Below are 15,750 nucleotides of genomic sequence, written 5' to 3'. Positions count from 1 at the left end.
AGAGCAAAGTGCAGGAGCGCAACAAGAAGAAGCTAGTTCATACCGTTTCTCACATCTGGGTGAAGACCTCATGAAGCAGTATATTGTGAAGCGCCTATTGTCGGGCATCATTGTCCTGTTTGGACTCTCCGTTTTTACGTTTTTGCTCATTCATCTCATCCCCGGAGACCCTGTGCGGATCATGCTGGGGCAGCGGGCGACTGTAGAACAAATCGAGTCGCTTCGAGGAGAGCTGGGCTTGAACAAGCCTTTGGTAGTCCAGTATCTCGACTATGCTTCTGGCGTTTTAAAAGGAGATCTCGGCACTTCCCTGAAAACGGGTCGACCTGTCAGCACAGAAATTGCTGATCGCTTTCCAGCGACAGCAAAAATGGCAGTAGCCAGCCTCATAGTGGCAGTTGTGATCGGTATCGGGCTGGGTATCCTAGCGGCAAAATACAAGGATACACCCATCGATGGAGCGATTATGACCTTTTCCACCTTTGGGATGTCCATACCCGGCTTTTGGTTAGGTTTACTCGTTATCCTTGTATTCTCCGTCCATTTGGGCTGGTTTCCGATTGCGGGAGGAACGGGGTTAAAAGACATGGTTCTTCCAGCGTTTACCCTGGGGACATTGACGGCGACGGCACTCAGCCGACTCACTCGTGCTGGCATGGTAGAGGTTTTGTCCAATGACTATATCCGAACAGCACGTGCGAAAGGGATGAATGAACGAGTTGTGCTGCTGCGGCACGCTTTTCGCAATGTGATGATTCCAATTGTGGCTGTCATTGGCTTGGAACTCGCTGGCTTGCTTGGTGGGGCTGTGATTATCGAGCAGGTTTTTGGCTGGCCGGGAGTGGGGACTTTGGCGATTCAAGCAATTAGCTCGCGAGATTTTCCGATGATTCAAGGAACGACGCTGTTTATCGGAGCGGTGTATGTCCTCGTTGTCATTTTGATTGATGTCCTGTACGCGGTTCTCGATCCTCGCATTGATTACGCCGCGAAGGAGGGGGTATAGCATGTTCTGGAGCAGACAATGGTCCTTGCCTCGTTTCGAATTATGGGGAAAGATCATGCAGCAAAAGAAAGCGAAATACAGCTTCCTGATGATGCTCTGCATTGTTTTGCTTGGAATCATCGGGCCGTGGATTGCTCCGCATGATCCCACGAAAACGTACTACGAAGCATTTATGCAAGGCCCGTCGAAAGACTTTTGGCTAGGGACAGATGCGATTGGCCGCGATATTTTTTCCCGGATGCTGTACGGAACACGAGTGACAATGACCGTAGCTGTGCTGGCGTCTGTCATGACGTTTGTAGCAGGAACGCTGATTGGTGTGACATGCGCTTACCTCGGAGGAATTGTTGACAATGTGATCATGAGAATCATGGACATCATGCTGGCGTTGCCCGGCATTGTGCTGGCTCTAGCCATTGTCGCTGTACTCGGACCGAGTCAGGAAAACGCGATGATCGCGATCGGAATATCATCGATCCCGGCCTTTTCGATTCTGATCCGTGGTGCGGCACTCTCGATCAAGCAATCGGGTTTTGTGGAAGCAAGTCGCTCCATCGGCAGCTCGAATTGGTGGATCATTACGCGCCAGTTCATTCCGAACATCTCGAACGTACTGATCGTCTATACGACCATGTTTATAGGTAGTGCCATTTTGGGGACCTCGGCATTGGGTTTTATCGGTTTGGGTGCGCAGCCTCCTACACCGGAGTGGGGAACGATGCTGAATGAAGGGAAAAATTACTTGCGAGAAGCTTGGTGGCTCGCTACTTTTCCCGGTCTTGCGATTACGGCAGTCGTTTTTACGGTGTATTTGCTGGGGGATGCTTTGCGCGATATCTTTGATCCCAAAGCATAGTTGACGAGCTTCCGTTCTCGAAAAGGAGTGAGTAACGTGACAAACATGTTGGAAGTGACAGGATTGACTACCACGTTTTTAAAAAATGAAAGGGCTTTCAAGGTGGTGGACAATCTTTGCTTGCAGGTCAAAAAAGGTGAATCGGTCGGGATCGTCGGAGAATCGGGTTGTGGAAAAAGCGTTGCCTCCCTATCCATGATGCGCTTGCTCAGTAAAAACGGAAGCATTGCAGGCCGTATTCAACTGGACGGAGCCGATCTCTTGCGCTATAGCGAAAAAGAGATGCAGAGGATCAGAGGAAAAGAGATCGCCATGATCTTTCAGGAGCCGATGACTTCGCTGAATCCCGTACTGACTATCGGGAAGCAATTGAGTGAAGGACTGGAAAAGCATGAGGGCATGAACCGAGCTCAATCGAGACAAAGAGTGGTCGAGCTGTTGACGCAGGTAGGTATTTCACGTGCCAATGAAATCTATCACGAGTACCCGCATCGTCTGTCAGGGGGGATGCGACAGCGCGTGATGATCGCGATGGCGATTGCCTGCCATCCAAAGCTGCTGATAGCGGACGAACCGACGACTGCACTAGACGTAACGATCCAGGCGCAAATATTGGATGTCATGAAAAAAATCCAAAGAGAGCTGGGCATGTCGCTCATCATGATCACGCATGATTTGGGCGTCGTCGCCGAGACATGCGACCGGGTACTCGTGATGTATGCCGGGCAGGTCATTGAAGCCGCTGATGTTCGCACATTGCTGCGCAGCCCCAAGCATCCGTACACCATGGGCTTGATCAAATCAACGCCACATAACGCCAAAGGCCTGAAGAGATTGCATAGTATCGCGGGAAGTGTGCCGACCCCTGATCATTACCCAAAAGGATGTCGTTTTGCTCCGCGATGCGAGAAGGCGATGCCTATCTGTTTGGAACAAAATCCCCCGTTACTGGATGTGGATCAACAGTCGGAATGCCGCTGTTGGCTGTATCGAGAGAATAGGGAAAACACGGCGGTGAATGGATGAAGACGCCTCTTTTGCAAGTGAAGAACCTGAATAAGAAGTTCCTTGTCCGCAAAGGGTGGTTTCAGCCGCCGAGTTACGTGCATGCCGTTCATGGAGTGAACATGACGGTCAACGCAGGTGAAACGTTGGGAATCGTGGGAGAGTCGGGATGTGGCAAGTCAACACTGGGCAGATGCATTTTGCGCTTGATCGAGCCGACAGACGGCGAGATCGTGTTCGAAGGTCAAAATATCCGTAGCTTACAGAAGCCAGACATGAAAAAGCTGCGGCGTGATATGCAAATGGTGTTCCAAAATCCATTTGATACCCTCAATCCAAAGCTGACGATCCAACACATTTTGTCAGAGCCATTGATTGCCCATGGTATTCAAAAACGCGAGCGAACAGCCATGATCGAAGAGACGCTGGAGATCGTCGGTTTGAACAAAAGTCATTTGTCGCGATATGCCCATGAGTTTTCCGGAGGACAAAGGCAAAGAATCGGGATCGCTCGCGCCTTGATGCTCAGACCAAAGCTCATCATAGCTGACGAACCTGTGTCCGCTTTGGATGTATCGATCCAATCGCAAATTCTCAATTTGCTTCAGGATTTGCAGGAGCAGTTTTCGCTCACGTATCTTTTTATCTCGCATGATTTGAGTGTTGTCGAACATATAGCCGATCGTGTAGCGGTGATGTATTTGGGAGAAGTGATTGAGCTGGCGAAAAAAGAAGAGCTGTTTCAACGTCCGATGCATCCCTACACACAGTCGCTTCTCTCCGCCATTCCTATCACAGATCCTGACGAGAAAAAAGAACGGATCATGTTAACAGGGGATCTACCGTCTCCATCCAATCCACCGAAGGGCTGCAAGTTTCATCCGCGTTGTTGGGCATGCATGGACGTGTGCAAAACAGAAGCCCCTCTATTAACAGAAGCAGACGGCAGACTAGTTGCGTGTCATCTCTATGAAAAATAAGGGAACAGGAGTGATAGATAGATGTTGGACCCACGTCTTACGAAGCTGGCGGATGTGTTGGTAAATTACTCTACAATTGTGCAGCCGGGAGATAACGTGCTGATCGATGCGATGGAGGTTGACGCTGCTCTGATAAAGGAGCTTGTCAAAGCAGTTTCGCGAGCAGGCGGACATTCCTTTGTGAACCTGCGTGAATCCTCGATTAGCCGTCAGTTATTGCTAGCGGGAACAGAGGAGCAATTGCGTCTAGAGGCAGAGATGGACAAAGAACGAATGGAAAAAATGCAAGCGTGTATCATCATCGAGGGTGGGCTGAACATCAACGAAATGTCTGATGTCCCGGATGAGCAGATGAAGCTGGCTACGTCCTTTTTCAAAGAAGTAAGTATTGTGCGTCTCAAAAAGAAATGGGTCTATCTCCGGTATCCGACGCCTTCCATGGCGCAGCTGGCGAATAAAAGTACAGAAGCGTTCGAACAGTTTTACTTTGATGTCTGCACAATGGATTATGCCAAAATGGCAAAAGCCATGCAGCCGCTCAAGGAACTGATGGAGCGAACTGACCGCGTGAAAATCACGGGACCTGGCACAGAGCTGACCTTCTCCATCAAAGGCATTCCAGCGATCCCGTGTCCGGGGCAATATAACATACCAGACGGTGAAGTATTTACAGCCCCTGTTCGCGATTCGGTGAACGGTGTCCTATCGTTTAACACTCCTTCGCCTTATCAAGGCTTTACCTTTGAAAAGGTACGGTTGGAGTTTGTCGACGGGAAGATCGTTCATGCCACTGCCAATGACACAGAGCGCTTGAACAACATTTTGGATACGGATGAAGGTGCCCGGTACATTGGGGAGTTTGCTTTGGGGGTCAACCCGTTCATCCGGGAGCCTATGCAGGACATTTTATTCGATGAAAAAATCGACGGCAGCTTCCACTTTACCCCGGGACGATGCTATGACGAGGCATCCAATGGCAACAAGTCAAACATTCATTGGGACATGGTCATGATTCAACGCCCGGAGTACGGCGGCGGTGAGATTTGGTTCGATGACCACTTGATTCGCAGAGACGGACGCTTTCTTTTACCGGAGCTTGAACCACTTAACCCGGAAAACCTGAAATAACAGGGGGAGCATGATGCATGACACATGGAATCGACGGGCATTTTGACCTTTTGCTGGATGTTGCCATTCAGCGCGAGCATGGCAGACGAAAAGTGATTGAAACGGATTATTTGCCTGATTTCGTCGCGGGCGGGGTGCATACGGTTGTCGCAGCGATTTATATCGATAACAAATTCCTGCCGGAGATGGGCTTGAGAAAAGCACTGCAACAAATCAGTGCGTTGCACGCAGAGGCAGATGAATCGCCTGATAAAATCATGGTTTGCAAAAGTGTGAGCGATATCGAGACCGCGAAGCGACAGGGGAAAATTGGTTTTGTGCTCTCTCTGGAAGGCGCGGAACCGTTATATAATGATCTGAGTATGCTCCGTGTTTTTTACGAGCTGGGCGTACGCCTTTTGGGTCTCGTGTGGAGCAGGAGAAACTTCGTTGGAGATGGCAGTTATTTTAGTCCGGTACGGGAAGGGCGCAAGGGAGGGCTCACGGAGTTCGGCATCCGCGTCGTTGAAGAGGCTGAAGAAATGGGCATCATCATTGATGTCAGTCATCTGAATGACGAAGGCTTCTGGGATCTGATCGAGGTAGCGCGTAAACCTATCATCGCTTCTCATTCCAACTGTCGGACATTAGCCAGCTCCATGCGCAATCTGACAGATGAGCAAATCAGAGCGATCGCATTCACCAACGGCGTAATCGGCATCAATGGCGTCAATCTGTTCGTAGCGGACAAAGACGACCAGGCTGATATCGAGCACATGATCAACCACGTCGATCACATCGTGAAGCTGGTTGGTGTTGAACACGTAGGACTTGGTCTGGACATCATCGAGCCATTTATGAAATACGATTCTCCCAATGTGTTTATCCAAGCAGGACGCAAAGATTTTGATGTCGTAAAAGGACATACCAAGGTTCCAGAGCTTGTACGTGCCCTTGCCAAAAGAGGGTACAAGGATGAAGCGATTGAGCGTATTTTGGGCAAAAACTTCATCCGCGTGTTTAAGGACGTCTGGAAATCAAAGAGAGATGAGGAAGTGGAGCATTGACCATTACGATAGCGGTAATCTCTTCGGAAGAATTTTTGCCAAGGATCTTGAAGCATACCCAATCCATTGATTACATTCAACTGACCTCGTATACATACCAGAACCCCAAAGAGAGCGCTGCGTTGCTTGATCAAATCCATGACTGCGACGTGCTGCTTTTTGCTGGCCCACTTCCTTATTTTTTTGCCAAGGAAAAGGTAGAGCAAAAGAAGCTGCCTGCCGTGTACATCCCGATCGATGAATATACCATTTCCCTCTCTTTGTTTCATACCTTGCTGAACGTACCAGGAGGACTGGACCGCATCTCGATAGATTTGCCAAAAGCGGAGTATATTGAGAAGGTCGCTGATGAACTAGGCATTATTTCTAAGCCTTGGTATGTAAAAGACTACAGTGAGATTATTGAAGAAGGCGGGACGAGATTTGACGTAGAGGAGATTATTTTGTTCCACAAGGAGCTTTGGGAACAGAAACAGAGCCATTTTGCTTTGACTGGCGTTGATTACGTATACCGCCAATTGCGTGAGATGAACATCCCTTCGGCATCGCTGGTTGGTCCCGATAAAAATATTCGCGATGCCGTCAATCAAGCGATTGCTTATGGTCAATTGAAAATTAGCAAAAATTCACAGATTGCTGTAGGAATTGCAGCGATCCAGCAAAATGATGGTCCGCCAGTAGAAACACAGTGGCAGGATGCGACGATTATTTTGCTGCAAGAGCTGCTGGAGCTGGTCAAAGAGACGGATGCTTCCATTCAAAAGTTGGGAATGGATCAATTTATCATTTATGGCACGAGAGGCAGTATCGAGCAAATGATTGAATATGGGAAGATCATGCAAGTAGTGGGCAATGTCGATCTGCTTGCCAAAGTGACGGTTGCCATCGGATTTGGTTTTGGCCTAACTGCGAAAGAGGCCGAAGCCAACGCACGAATTGCGATTTATCATGCTCAGAAAACAAAGGAAAGCAGTGCGTACTTGGTAACAGATGAAAAAGAAGTGATTGGGCCGTTGAACACTGAATCGAAGACCTTCCAATTAAAAAGCGAGAACAAGGAGGTGCTGGAGATAGCGGAGAAGACTGGCGCAAGTGTCGCTACCATCACGAAAATTATGCAGTATGTCAAGCTTCGCCGCGATAACCGCTTCACCGCTTCCGATTTAGCCGAGTACCTCCAGATCAGTCGCCGTAGCTCGGAAAGAACCTTGAAAAAGCTGATCGAGCATCAGGTCGTAGAGATCGTCGGAGAAGAACAGCCGTATCAGCAAGGACGCCCGCGGGCTGTGTATCGCCTTAATCATCCATGATTCTCCTCATGTAACATCAACCCGTCCCGGTTTTCCGTTTGCGAAGGGAATCCGGGACCCCCACATCCCTCATCTAAGAAGCAATCCGACCTAATTAGCGACTATATACCGACGTAAATAGGTTTCAAATGGAAAAGACTCGAAAAATGGAGGTCGCGACATGCTATCAGAGCGGTTAAAGAGCCAAATTCGCAGCGTTTTACTCATATGTGTACTCGTCTTTTCCATCGTTGGCTGTAGCTCTGCTCCCACTGCGCCTACAGACGGGAAGCAAGCAAATCAACCAGCAAAAAACTCCCAGCCCAAAAAGGGGGGGACGATCACTATGGGCTACCAGATGGAGCCAGATACGCTGGACCCGCAAAAGACGTCGTTGCCAGCGGGAAATTTTGTTGGGGGCTTGTTGGGAGGAGCTCTGCTGATCCTCGATCCCTTTACGTTTGAGTTGAAGCCGCATCTGGCTGAATCGTACACGATCTCGGAAGACGGCAAGACCATGACGTTCAAAATACGTTCTGGCGTGAAGTTCCATGATGGAACACCGCTCACTGCGGAAGTTTTTAAGCAAAGCTATGAACGTGCACTCGATCCGAAAACAGCCTCACCGGTTACGGGACCGGACGTATCTTCGATCAAATCCATTTCAGCTCCTGATGATTCCACATTGATCTTTCATTTGGATGAGCCCTCCCCTTCGTTACTTTCTAACTTAACATATAGCGGCTACCAGCAACCTATTTCCATAGAGGCACGAAACAAATACGGAAATGAGCTGGGACGCAATCCTGTGGGGGTAGGTCCGTGGAAATTCGAGAGCTGGAAAACAGGCGAATCAATCACACTGGTACGAAACGACGAGTATAAATGGGCAGCTCCTTTTGCTCTGAATCAAGGACCTGTAAGACCTGACAAGTTCGTTCTGAAATTTATTCAAGACAACCAAACCATGATGGCTGCTCTCGACAGTGGGACGATTGATATTGCCACTGTACCCCCGAAAGACGCGAAGAAATACAAGGATCACAAAGATTTTACGGTATTGGAAGGGATGCAGCCTGCAGAGTTCTTCATTGGGATGAATCTGGAAAATGAAATCTTGCAGGATGTCCGCGTGAGAAAAGCACTGAACTTGGCGATCAACAAAGACGCATTGATCATGGCAGATCTGCAAGGAGAGGGGGTGCCTGTCTACGGACCGATCCCACCAACAATGATCGGATACGATGCGGCAGTAGAGCAGTACGGCTACAAGTACAATGCTGAGCAAGCCAGACAAATGCTGGATGAAGCAGGATGGAAGCCAAACGCGCAAGGAATAAGGGAAAAGGATGGGAAAACACTCAGCCTGACGATGCTCATCGAAGATTCAAATCCCGGACATCAGCTGGTGCAAAGCATGTTCAAAGAGATTGGTGTCGAAGTGTATATCCAAAAGTATGAATCAGCGACAGCTCTTGAACAGGCACTGAAGGGCGAGTTCGATTTGTTCTCAACGAGTCATGGCAGTGTCGATCCAGATATTTTGCACTTGTTACTGCATTCGAGTCAGATCGGGGGCTTGAATTTCTTTCGTCTCAATGATCAACAGCTCGATAGCCTGCTAGATAAAGGACGAACGAAAACAGATCAAGTACTGCGAGAGCAGGTTTTTGCAGACATTCAAAAAAGAATCGTGGAACAGGCCTATTGGATTCCGCTCTATTCCGCAAAAACATTCGTGGTCGTCAGTAACCGGATTCAAGGCGTCAAACCAAATCCATTAGCCTCCTTAATTATTCAGGACATGTGGGTGAACGAGTAGGGCATGGTATGACAACATTCGAAAGAGGTGGAAAAAATGAGACAGCAAGGCTGGTTAGTAGAATGGGAAGAACTGGTTGAAAAAGAAATGAAGGAAGGCAGAGTTCCGGGCTTCGTCATGGGTGTGAATTTGAATGGACAGAGCCTGTTTCGAAAAAGCTTTGGCTATCGTGATCGTGAAAAGGAACTCGAAATCACGCCTGATACCGTGATGGGATTGGCATCCGTTACGAAGTCCTTTACATGCATGGCGATCATGCAGCTACAGGAAGCGAAGAAGCTCTCTGTTCATGATCCGGTGATCAAATACCTACCCGAATTTCGTACCCCGGATCGTCAAAAAACGGAGCAGATGACGATCCACCATTTTATGACGCACACGACGGGCATACCGCCTCTGCCTATTGATAATCTGGCAATTCGCAACTCCATGCTCGATGACATGCCTGACGAGGATAACCCGATTCACCGGTACTTGAAAAAGGAGTACCAGAAACCGATCTACACATTCGAAGAGCTAATGGAAGCTCTTGCCCTGGCGGAATATGAGCTGGTGGGCTCTCCAGGGGAATTGTTCAGCTATTCGAATGATTGCTACTCTCTCTTGGGAGCGGTCATAGCCAGAGTGAGTGGGAAGTCGTATGACGAGTATGTCAAAGAGCATATTTTGGAACCAGCAGCCATGAAGAGCAGCACCTTTCTTCTGAGCGATCTGCCACACCTGCCGGATGTAACTACCATCTATCATTTCAAAGAGAACAATGGCGTGTCCGAGATTTACCCTGATCCCAATTGGGAGGATGGGCTACTCGTAGCGGCATCGGGGCATTTGAATTCAACCGTGCATGACATGTTGAACTACGCTGAAATATTCCGTACGGGCGGATGCGTGGGTAAGGAACGGATTTTATCTGAGGAGAGCGTCAAACAAATGATCTATCCGCATGTCCAGATCAGCTACGGAAGGTATTACGGATATGGCTTATCCATTCAACCCGACTACTATGGGGGTACCTTGATCAAGCACGGTGGAGCGATCAAAGGTGTCGCTGCCCATTTAGCGATTGTTCCAGAGCGGGGCATTACATCCATGGCTCTAGCCAATTTGATCGGAAGTCCAGTCGAAAAAGCCACACTGACAGCACTCCATGCTGTAGAAGGGCGTCCATTGAATACGCCGCAGTACCAATTCGAGACATACAGCGTCCCTACTGCCCAATTAGGAGAGTATGTCGGTCGATACGTTAGTGGGGAAGGCGTGGATATCATCGTATATGTGGTAGAGGATGCCTTGATGATGATAGATAAAACGTCGGATGTGTTTGGTGGAGGAAAACAACTGAACTGTCTATTGCGACCAATTGGGGAGCATCAATTTATCACCGATAGAGAGGGCAGCGAGCTGACAGTTGGCTTTGTAAAAGGCGAAGATGGCGTTGTAAAAGCCATGTCTCTTTATTATCGAATCATTCCACGAGTAGCTGCTACGGAGGGGAGTCGAGTATGAAAATAACGTCAGTATGTGTTCATGCCATAAGGTTGCCGCTAAAACGTCCATTTATCATCGCGTACGCCTCCTATGAGGATATGCCGTCCATTATTGTAAAAGTGGAGACAGACAATGGCCTGGTCGGACTAGGAGAAGCGGTACCGGATCAAAATGTCACCGGAGAGACATGGGAGTCTACCTATACAATGCTCGTTCATAACTTGGCGCCTGTTGTGATCGGTGAGAATCCGTTTGATATCGAGAGAATCCACGAGAAGATGAACCAGGCTGTATGGGGAGTACCAGCAGCAAAAGCCGCCATCGATATCGCTTGCTATGATCTAATGGGCAAGGCGGCTGGTCAACCCGTTTACCATTTCCTGGGCGGGAAATATCACACGACTCTTTCCTTCCCGTATGTGTTAAGCATTTTAGAGCCAGAGGTCATGGCAGCTGAAGCCAGGCAAGCAGTGGCAGCCGGGTATGACTCGATCAAAATAAAAGTGGGAGCTGATCTTCAGACAGATATCCAGCGAATCCGGGCTGTTCGGCTGGCAGTTGGTCCTGACGTAGGGTTGCGGGTGGACGCCAACCAAGGTTGGGAGAACCGTGCGAACTCCTTGCTTGTTATGAAACAGATCGAGGATTGTCATATTGATTGGATGGAGCAGCCTGTCTTGGCAGATGATCTTGAGGCTCTGGCTGATATTCGCAAGCAAACGACTACTCCCATTATGGTAGACGAGGGACTGCATGGGACAAAGGAAATGCGGGAAGTCATCGCGAAGAAAGCTGCAGATAAAGTAAACATCAAACTCATGAAAAGTGGAGGGATTTATCCTGCTCTCAAATTGGTGAATCAGGCGGAAATGGCAGGGATGGAGTGTCAGATCGGTTCGATGCTGGAGTCCTCGATTGGCAGTGCTGCTGGTGCACATTTGTCACTGGCGAAGAAAAACATCATTTCCAACGAGCTGGCAGGACCTACGATCATTTCGCGGGATGTGGCCGAGCTCATGATTCACGGAAGTCAGATTGTCGTGACAGATCAGCCAGGCTTAGGCGTAGAGCTAGACGAAGCGGTGCTTGCTGACATAACGGTTAAGTCAGAGCAGGTCATCGGAGCGAATCGGCAACCCGTATAGGGAGAGGACTGAATGCAAAATACGCGCATAGAAATCATCGAGGCATTGACAGAGAATCAGCTTCAGATGATCAAGGCAATGGAGCAGGAGGCTTTTGGCCCACATGGAGCGATTGATGAATGGGTGCTCGTACCACTCGCTAGACATGGCTGTGTTGCACTTTTCATGGAAGCAGAGGAGGAATATCCCGTCGGGGTATGCCAGCTCTTGAGGGATTTTCGTCAGCCGGACAAGTGCTACATGTATGGGTATTACATCCGGGCAGATCGTAAAGGGATGGGGTATGGGTTTTCTTTCTTGAACCAATTGCTGGAGCAGCTGCGTGAGGATGGATTCCGTCAGATTTGTCTAACGGTAAGCCCTGATAATACTGGAGCAGTCGGACTCTATCAAAAAGCAGGCTTTGCGGTTATTGAGACACGGATTGCGGAATATGGTAATGGAAACGATCGCTATTATATGGTGAAAACGTTATAGAAGGGGAGTCTCTACAAGCATTTGCGTAGACATTTTTCACTATTGTTTATTGGAGATTCATTGGCTTTGTACTCGTTGTAACCCGACCCAAATTAGGCACCGGACATGTTCCGGTGTTTTTTTTTGTGCACTTGACAACAACAAGACGATAGATCATTATGTTTATTAAATAATAAACAAAAACTATTTTTGTCTATTTAAATCCGTTTAAGAAAAGGTGAGGGAGAAACGATGGATCGAGAAGAACTGAAACAACTGTATAAAGAATCGGAAACGCAAGCAGGGGTGTATCAGATCAAAAACACGCAAAATCAAAAAGTCTGGATCAGCGCCACTCGCAACCTCAAGACGATGAACGGAAAGCTGTTCACTCTCAAAATGGGTTCGCATATAAACAAGCAGCTTCAACAGGAATGGAATGAGTACGGAGAAGAGGCATTCGTCTTTGAAGTGTTGGAGGTTTTGAAAAAGAAGGAAGACGGATACTTTGATGAAAAGGATGACCTGAAGAAACTGGAACAAAAATGGCTCGACCAGCTCCAGCCATACGGAGAGCGCGGATACCACCAGGAAAAAAAGAAAGAACAATAATCAAACGAAAAGAGGGAACGAAAATGAAAATACCGACGAACTTGAACCATAAGCCTGTTGTCGTTTCGGATAACTATGAGCGTGTTGATGGCCGATTCGCCAGGAACACAGATGCGAAAGCACTTTCTCTGGGAGTGGCAGAGGGCAGCTCCAGAAGAAAGGTCGATCTATCTGCCAAAGTATGGAGATACACGGGAGAAGAATGGTCGAAACAATCGGAGGAAATGCCTCTCCATCGCGCTCTTGATATGTCCATACTGATTTGTCGGTCTTTGGCCCATTTTCGCGACGCATACAGATACGAGCATTACTATGACCCACAGGAGCCCGTCTTTGACCGAGTTGCCCTGCAAGGGGACGCAATGAACGTAGCGATATGTACGGACAATGAGCGTCTTCATGAAGACATTAAGCTGTTCAGCCAAGCGTTGAGCAACGACGATGAGATGATTAGCGAACGTCTGCGCACATTATCAAAACTATTAAAGGATATGGGGTATTGAAATGTTTTCCAATGTGTATGTTCGAACGATTATCCTCTCCCGCGTGCTGCTACATTTGGGGATTTGGGTCCGGAATTATGCCGTCCTTCTTTTCGTTAGCGAATTGACGAATAATAATTCGGTTTATGTATCACTGATTTCGGTTGCGGAATTCGCCCCCATTTTTCTATTCGGCCTGATTGGCGGAACCTTTGCTGACCGATGGCGACCGAAGCGGACGATGGTTTGGAGCGATCTGCTGTCTGCTTTGTCCGTCGGGGCTGTGCTGCTTGCCCTCATGAATGGGGGATGGATGGCACTGCTCATCGGAACCTTTATTTCCGCCAGCCTGTCTCAGTTTTCTCAGCCCTCGGCCATGAAACTGTACAAACGTCATGTGCCAGCTGAACAACTGCAGGGCGCGATGGCTATGTCCCAAACGCTTGTCGCTGTCTTTACGGTTTTAGGTCCGGTCATCGGCACGTTTATTTTCATCCAGTTTGGAATCACAGTCTCTCTGATTTTGACGGCCGTTCTGTTCCTAGGGTCTTCCCTTATCTTAGCGACGCTTCCCCGTGACGCGGAGGAACCGAAGTCTGACGATGCTGGCGGTTTCATCAAGGAATTGAAGGGCGGGCTCCGCTATATCGGGTCCAATCAATCCTTACGAACTCTCTGTTTGACTTTCTTCGCTGTCGGATTGGCGTCAGGTCTGACACAGCCGCTTCAAATCTTCCTTGTCATCGAGAATTTGGGACAGGACAAACAATTTTTGCAGTGGTTGGTTATGGCCAATGGGGCAGCTATGTTGGCAGGAGGGGCTCTCATCATCGGGATAGCCAAAAAGGTAAGGCCACAGATGTTGCTCATGGTAGGCTTGCTTGTCTCTGCCGTTTGCACGATGGCAATGGGGGCTACCACAACGATTTGGTTGATGATTATTCTACTAGTGATCAGCGGTTTCTTTTTCCCTTGTATTCAAAGCGGAATCCAGACGCTGCTCGTACGGAACACAGAAGGGGCATTTATCGGCCGGGTATCTGGTACGATCACGCCTGTTTTTATGGGGATGATGGTGATTGGCATGTTTATATCCGGCTATTTAAAGGAGACGTTATCCCTCGTTGCGGTATATGTGGTGAGCGGGGTTTTGATTATGATCGGTGCGGCTTTGCTGCTTCCTCTACTTGTTGAGAAAAAGGGCAAAGATCAGAGTGGCCCAGCGCTATGAAGGGAGTAAAATGTGATGACAGAAAATGAAAACTATCATTTGTCACCCGAAAGACAGCTGACGGATGCAGAAAAAAGGCTCGTTTGGAAAAGGCCATCCACGCATAAGGTTAGTGAAGAAGAACTGCGCATTAGTAAAGAAGTCAAACGCAACTGGCATCGCGGGGAAATGAAAATCGCTAATCTATTGTTAGAAGGTGACGCTGGTTCGGGGAAAACACAACTAGCCAAAGCATTATCCGCTAATTTCGGGCTGCCGTATACAAAAGTGACTTGTTTTGCTGATATGGATAAATCGGATATTATTGGCGCTATTTTGCCGGTCATTTCTTCTGAACGTTTAGAGAAAATGGAGCTTGCCGAGCAGACGGTATGGAAAGCCTTATATGAAAGCGATGGGTTTCAAAGTGTATCTGAAGTTTTGATGGAAGCACTGGGGATTACACAGGAACAGGCAGCCTTAAAAATGAAGCAATTACTGAAGCGTGCAGCAGCGGAAAACAACGATGGCGAAGCGATTGAGTACCGATTTTACCCTTCGGAGATCGTCAGAGCCTATCAAAACGGTTATCTTCTGGAAATCCAAGAACCAAACGTTATTCGTGATGCGGCGGTGTTAATGGCATTAAACTCTGCCTTGGAGCTGGATGGGAGCATCAATCTTCCCACCGAGATCATACGCAGGCACCCGGACTTCATCGCGGTTATTACAACAAACCGCAGTTATGCGGGAACCAGACCGTTAAACGAAGCGCTGCGCGACAGGGTTCAGCATACGGAAAAGATGGACCTGCCGACCAAAGAAATCATGATCGAACGTGTAATAGCCAAAACTGGTTTTCAGGATGGAAAGATGTTGGGTATTTTAGCAGACATGATTGTCGTTTTAGACAAAACAGCGCGGGCCAATGCGATCAAGGGCGTGGCCGGAATGCGTTCCTTTTTCTACTGGGCGGATGCGATTGCCGGAGGAGCCTCTGCAAAAGAATCTCTTTATCATAAGGTCATCTACAAGATCACAACCGATTCGGAAGAAATAAAACTTCTGGAAGAAGCCTTGAAAAATCATGGTTTGCTTGCCAGCTTGGAAGAAGCAGAGATTGAGCAAAAAAAAAACGAAAATCTGACGATGCCATAGAGATTAGGACATGGGGAGATATTGACGATACTGGTTTTAGCAAAGACAACCAGATAGAGGAAAAGGG

At 48.3% G+C, this 15,750-nt stretch carries 15 protein-coding genes; all 15 read left to right on the top strand.

Going from position 1 to position 15,750, the window contains the following annotated elements:
- Positions 1-70: 70 nt before the first annotated feature.
- The 15 genes from nikB (at position 71) to HPY31_RS20480 (ending at position 15,683) form a co-directional block, all read left to right on the top strand.
- Positions 71-1,006 carry a nickel ABC transporter permease gene (gene nikB, locus HPY31_RS20550; protein ID WP_172142248.1) on the top strand — a complete coding sequence of 312 codons (936 nt, stop codon included), beginning with the start codon at positions 71-73 and terminating at the stop codon, positions 1,004-1,006.
- Between the two features lies 1 nt (position 1,007).
- Entirely contained in the window at positions 1,008-1,862 is an 855-nt protein-coding gene (locus HPY31_RS20545; protein ID WP_172142247.1) for an ABC transporter permease, read from the top strand.
- A gap of 36 nt (positions 1,863-1,898) precedes the next feature.
- Positions 1,899-2,888: an ABC transporter ATP-binding protein gene (locus HPY31_RS20540; protein ID WP_172142246.1), complete on the top strand. Its 990-nt coding sequence runs from the start codon at positions 1,899-1,901 to the stop codon at positions 2,886-2,888.
- Positions 2,885-3,847, top strand: a complete 963-nt coding sequence (locus tag HPY31_RS20535; protein WP_015893372.1) for an ABC transporter ATP-binding protein — start codon at positions 2,885-2,887, stop codon at positions 3,845-3,847. The genes HPY31_RS20540 and HPY31_RS20535 overlap by 4 nt, the downstream gene beginning before the upstream one ends.
- A 21-nt stretch (positions 3,848-3,868) precedes the next feature.
- The gene (locus tag HPY31_RS20530) at positions 3,869-4,975 is read left to right on the top strand and encodes an aminopeptidase (RefSeq protein WP_172142245.1); all 1,107 of its coding nucleotides are present in this window, start codon (positions 3,869-3,871) and stop codon (positions 4,973-4,975) included.
- A 17-nt stretch (positions 4,976-4,992) separates the two neighbouring features.
- The gene (locus HPY31_RS20525) at positions 4,993-6,021 is read left to right on the top strand and encodes a dipeptidase (RefSeq protein ID WP_172142244.1); all 1,029 of its coding nucleotides are present in this window, start codon (positions 4,993-4,995) and stop codon (positions 6,019-6,021) included.
- Entirely contained in the window at positions 6,018-7,331 is a 1,314-nt protein-coding gene (locus tag HPY31_RS20520) for a helix-turn-helix domain-containing protein (RefSeq protein WP_172142243.1), read from the top strand. The genes HPY31_RS20525 and HPY31_RS20520 overlap by 4 nt, the downstream gene beginning before the upstream one ends.
- Before the next feature lie 160 nt (positions 7,332-7,491).
- Positions 7,492-9,132: an ABC transporter substrate-binding protein gene (locus tag HPY31_RS20515; protein ID WP_172142242.1), complete on the top strand. Its 1,641-nt coding sequence runs from the start codon at positions 7,492-7,494 to the stop codon at positions 9,130-9,132.
- A 36-nt stretch (positions 9,133-9,168) separates the two neighbouring features.
- Complete coding sequence (locus HPY31_RS20510) at positions 9,169-10,638, top strand: serine hydrolase domain-containing protein (RefSeq protein WP_172142338.1); 1,470 nt, start codon at positions 9,169-9,171, stop codon at positions 10,636-10,638.
- Positions 10,635-11,765 carry a mandelate racemase/muconate lactonizing enzyme family protein gene (locus tag HPY31_RS20505; protein ID WP_172142241.1) on the top strand — a complete coding sequence of 377 codons (1,131 nt, stop codon included), beginning with the start codon at positions 10,635-10,637 and terminating at the stop codon, positions 11,763-11,765. Before HPY31_RS20510 ends, HPY31_RS20505 begins: the two co-directional genes overlap by 4 nt.
- A 12-nt stretch (positions 11,766-11,777) precedes the next feature.
- The gene (locus HPY31_RS20500; RefSeq protein WP_172142240.1) at positions 11,778-12,242 is read left to right on the top strand and encodes a GNAT family N-acetyltransferase; all 465 of its coding nucleotides are present in this window, start codon (positions 11,778-11,780) and stop codon (positions 12,240-12,242) included.
- A 231-nt stretch (positions 12,243-12,473) separates the two neighbouring features.
- Entirely contained in the window at positions 12,474-12,833 is a 360-nt protein-coding gene (locus HPY31_RS20495) for a GIY-YIG nuclease family protein (protein ID WP_172142239.1), read from the top strand.
- Positions 12,834-12,856: 23 nt separating this feature from the next.
- On the top strand, positions 12,857-13,336 hold the full coding sequence (locus HPY31_RS20490; RefSeq protein ID WP_172142238.1) for a DUF6530 family protein: 480 nt from the start codon (positions 12,857-12,859) through the stop codon (positions 13,334-13,336).
- 1 nt (position 13,337) lies between these two features.
- Entirely contained in the window at positions 13,338-14,546 is a 1,209-nt protein-coding gene (locus HPY31_RS20485) for an MFS transporter (RefSeq protein ID WP_172142237.1), read from the top strand.
- Positions 14,547-14,561: 15 nt separating this feature from the next.
- On the top strand, positions 14,562-15,683 hold the full coding sequence (locus HPY31_RS20480; protein WP_172142236.1) for an AAA family ATPase: 1,122 nt from the start codon (positions 14,562-14,564) through the stop codon (positions 15,681-15,683).
- Positions 15,684-15,750: the final 67 nt, after the last annotated feature.

Source organism: Brevibacillus sp. HB1.3 (assembly GCF_013186635.1).
Lineage (GTDB): Bacteria > Bacillota > Bacilli > Brevibacillales > Brevibacillaceae > Brevibacillus > Brevibacillus brevis_D.
Note: the sequence above shows the minus strand (reverse complement) of the source record. Positions and strands in the feature narration are given on the sequence as shown.

What these genes read in the sequence shown, in the direction of transcription:
- HPY31_RS20480 (WP_172142236.1), top strand. Translation starts at nt 14,562, where the DNA reads ATGACAGAAAATGAAAACTATCATTTGTCACCCGAAAGACAGCTGACG.
- HPY31_RS20535 (WP_015893372.1), top strand. Translation starts at nt 2,885, where the DNA reads ATGAAGACGCCTCTTTTGCAAGTGAAGAACCTGAATAAGAAGTTCCTT.
- HPY31_RS20490 (WP_172142238.1), top strand. Translation starts at nt 12,857, where the DNA reads ATGAAAATACCGACGAACTTGAACCATAAGCCTGTTGTCGTTTCGGAT.
- HPY31_RS20545 (WP_172142247.1), top strand. Translation starts at nt 1,008, where the DNA reads ATGTTCTGGAGCAGACAATGGTCCTTGCCTCGTTTCGAATTATGGGGA.
- HPY31_RS20485 (WP_172142237.1), top strand. Translation starts at nt 13,338, where the DNA reads ATGTTTTCCAATGTGTATGTTCGAACGATTATCCTCTCCCGCGTGCTG.
- HPY31_RS20515 (WP_172142242.1), top strand. Translation starts at nt 7,492, where the DNA reads ATGCTATCAGAGCGGTTAAAGAGCCAAATTCGCAGCGTTTTACTCATA.
- HPY31_RS20495 (WP_172142239.1), top strand. Translation starts at nt 12,474, where the DNA reads ATGGATCGAGAAGAACTGAAACAACTGTATAAAGAATCGGAAACGCAA.
- HPY31_RS20525 (WP_172142244.1), top strand. Translation starts at nt 4,993, where the DNA reads ATGACACATGGAATCGACGGGCATTTTGACCTTTTGCTGGATGTTGCC.
- HPY31_RS20505 (WP_172142241.1), top strand. Translation starts at nt 10,635, where the DNA reads ATGAAAATAACGTCAGTATGTGTTCATGCCATAAGGTTGCCGCTAAAA.
- nikB (WP_172142248.1), top strand. Translation starts at nt 71, where the DNA reads ATGAAGCAGTATATTGTGAAGCGCCTATTGTCGGGCATCATTGTCCTG.
- HPY31_RS20510 (WP_172142338.1), top strand. Translation starts at nt 9,169, where the DNA reads ATGAGACAGCAAGGCTGGTTAGTAGAATGGGAAGAACTGGTTGAAAAA.
- HPY31_RS20500 (WP_172142240.1), top strand. Translation starts at nt 11,778, where the DNA reads ATGCAAAATACGCGCATAGAAATCATCGAGGCATTGACAGAGAATCAG.
- HPY31_RS20530 (WP_172142245.1), top strand. Translation starts at nt 3,869, where the DNA reads ATGTTGGACCCACGTCTTACGAAGCTGGCGGATGTGTTGGTAAATTAC.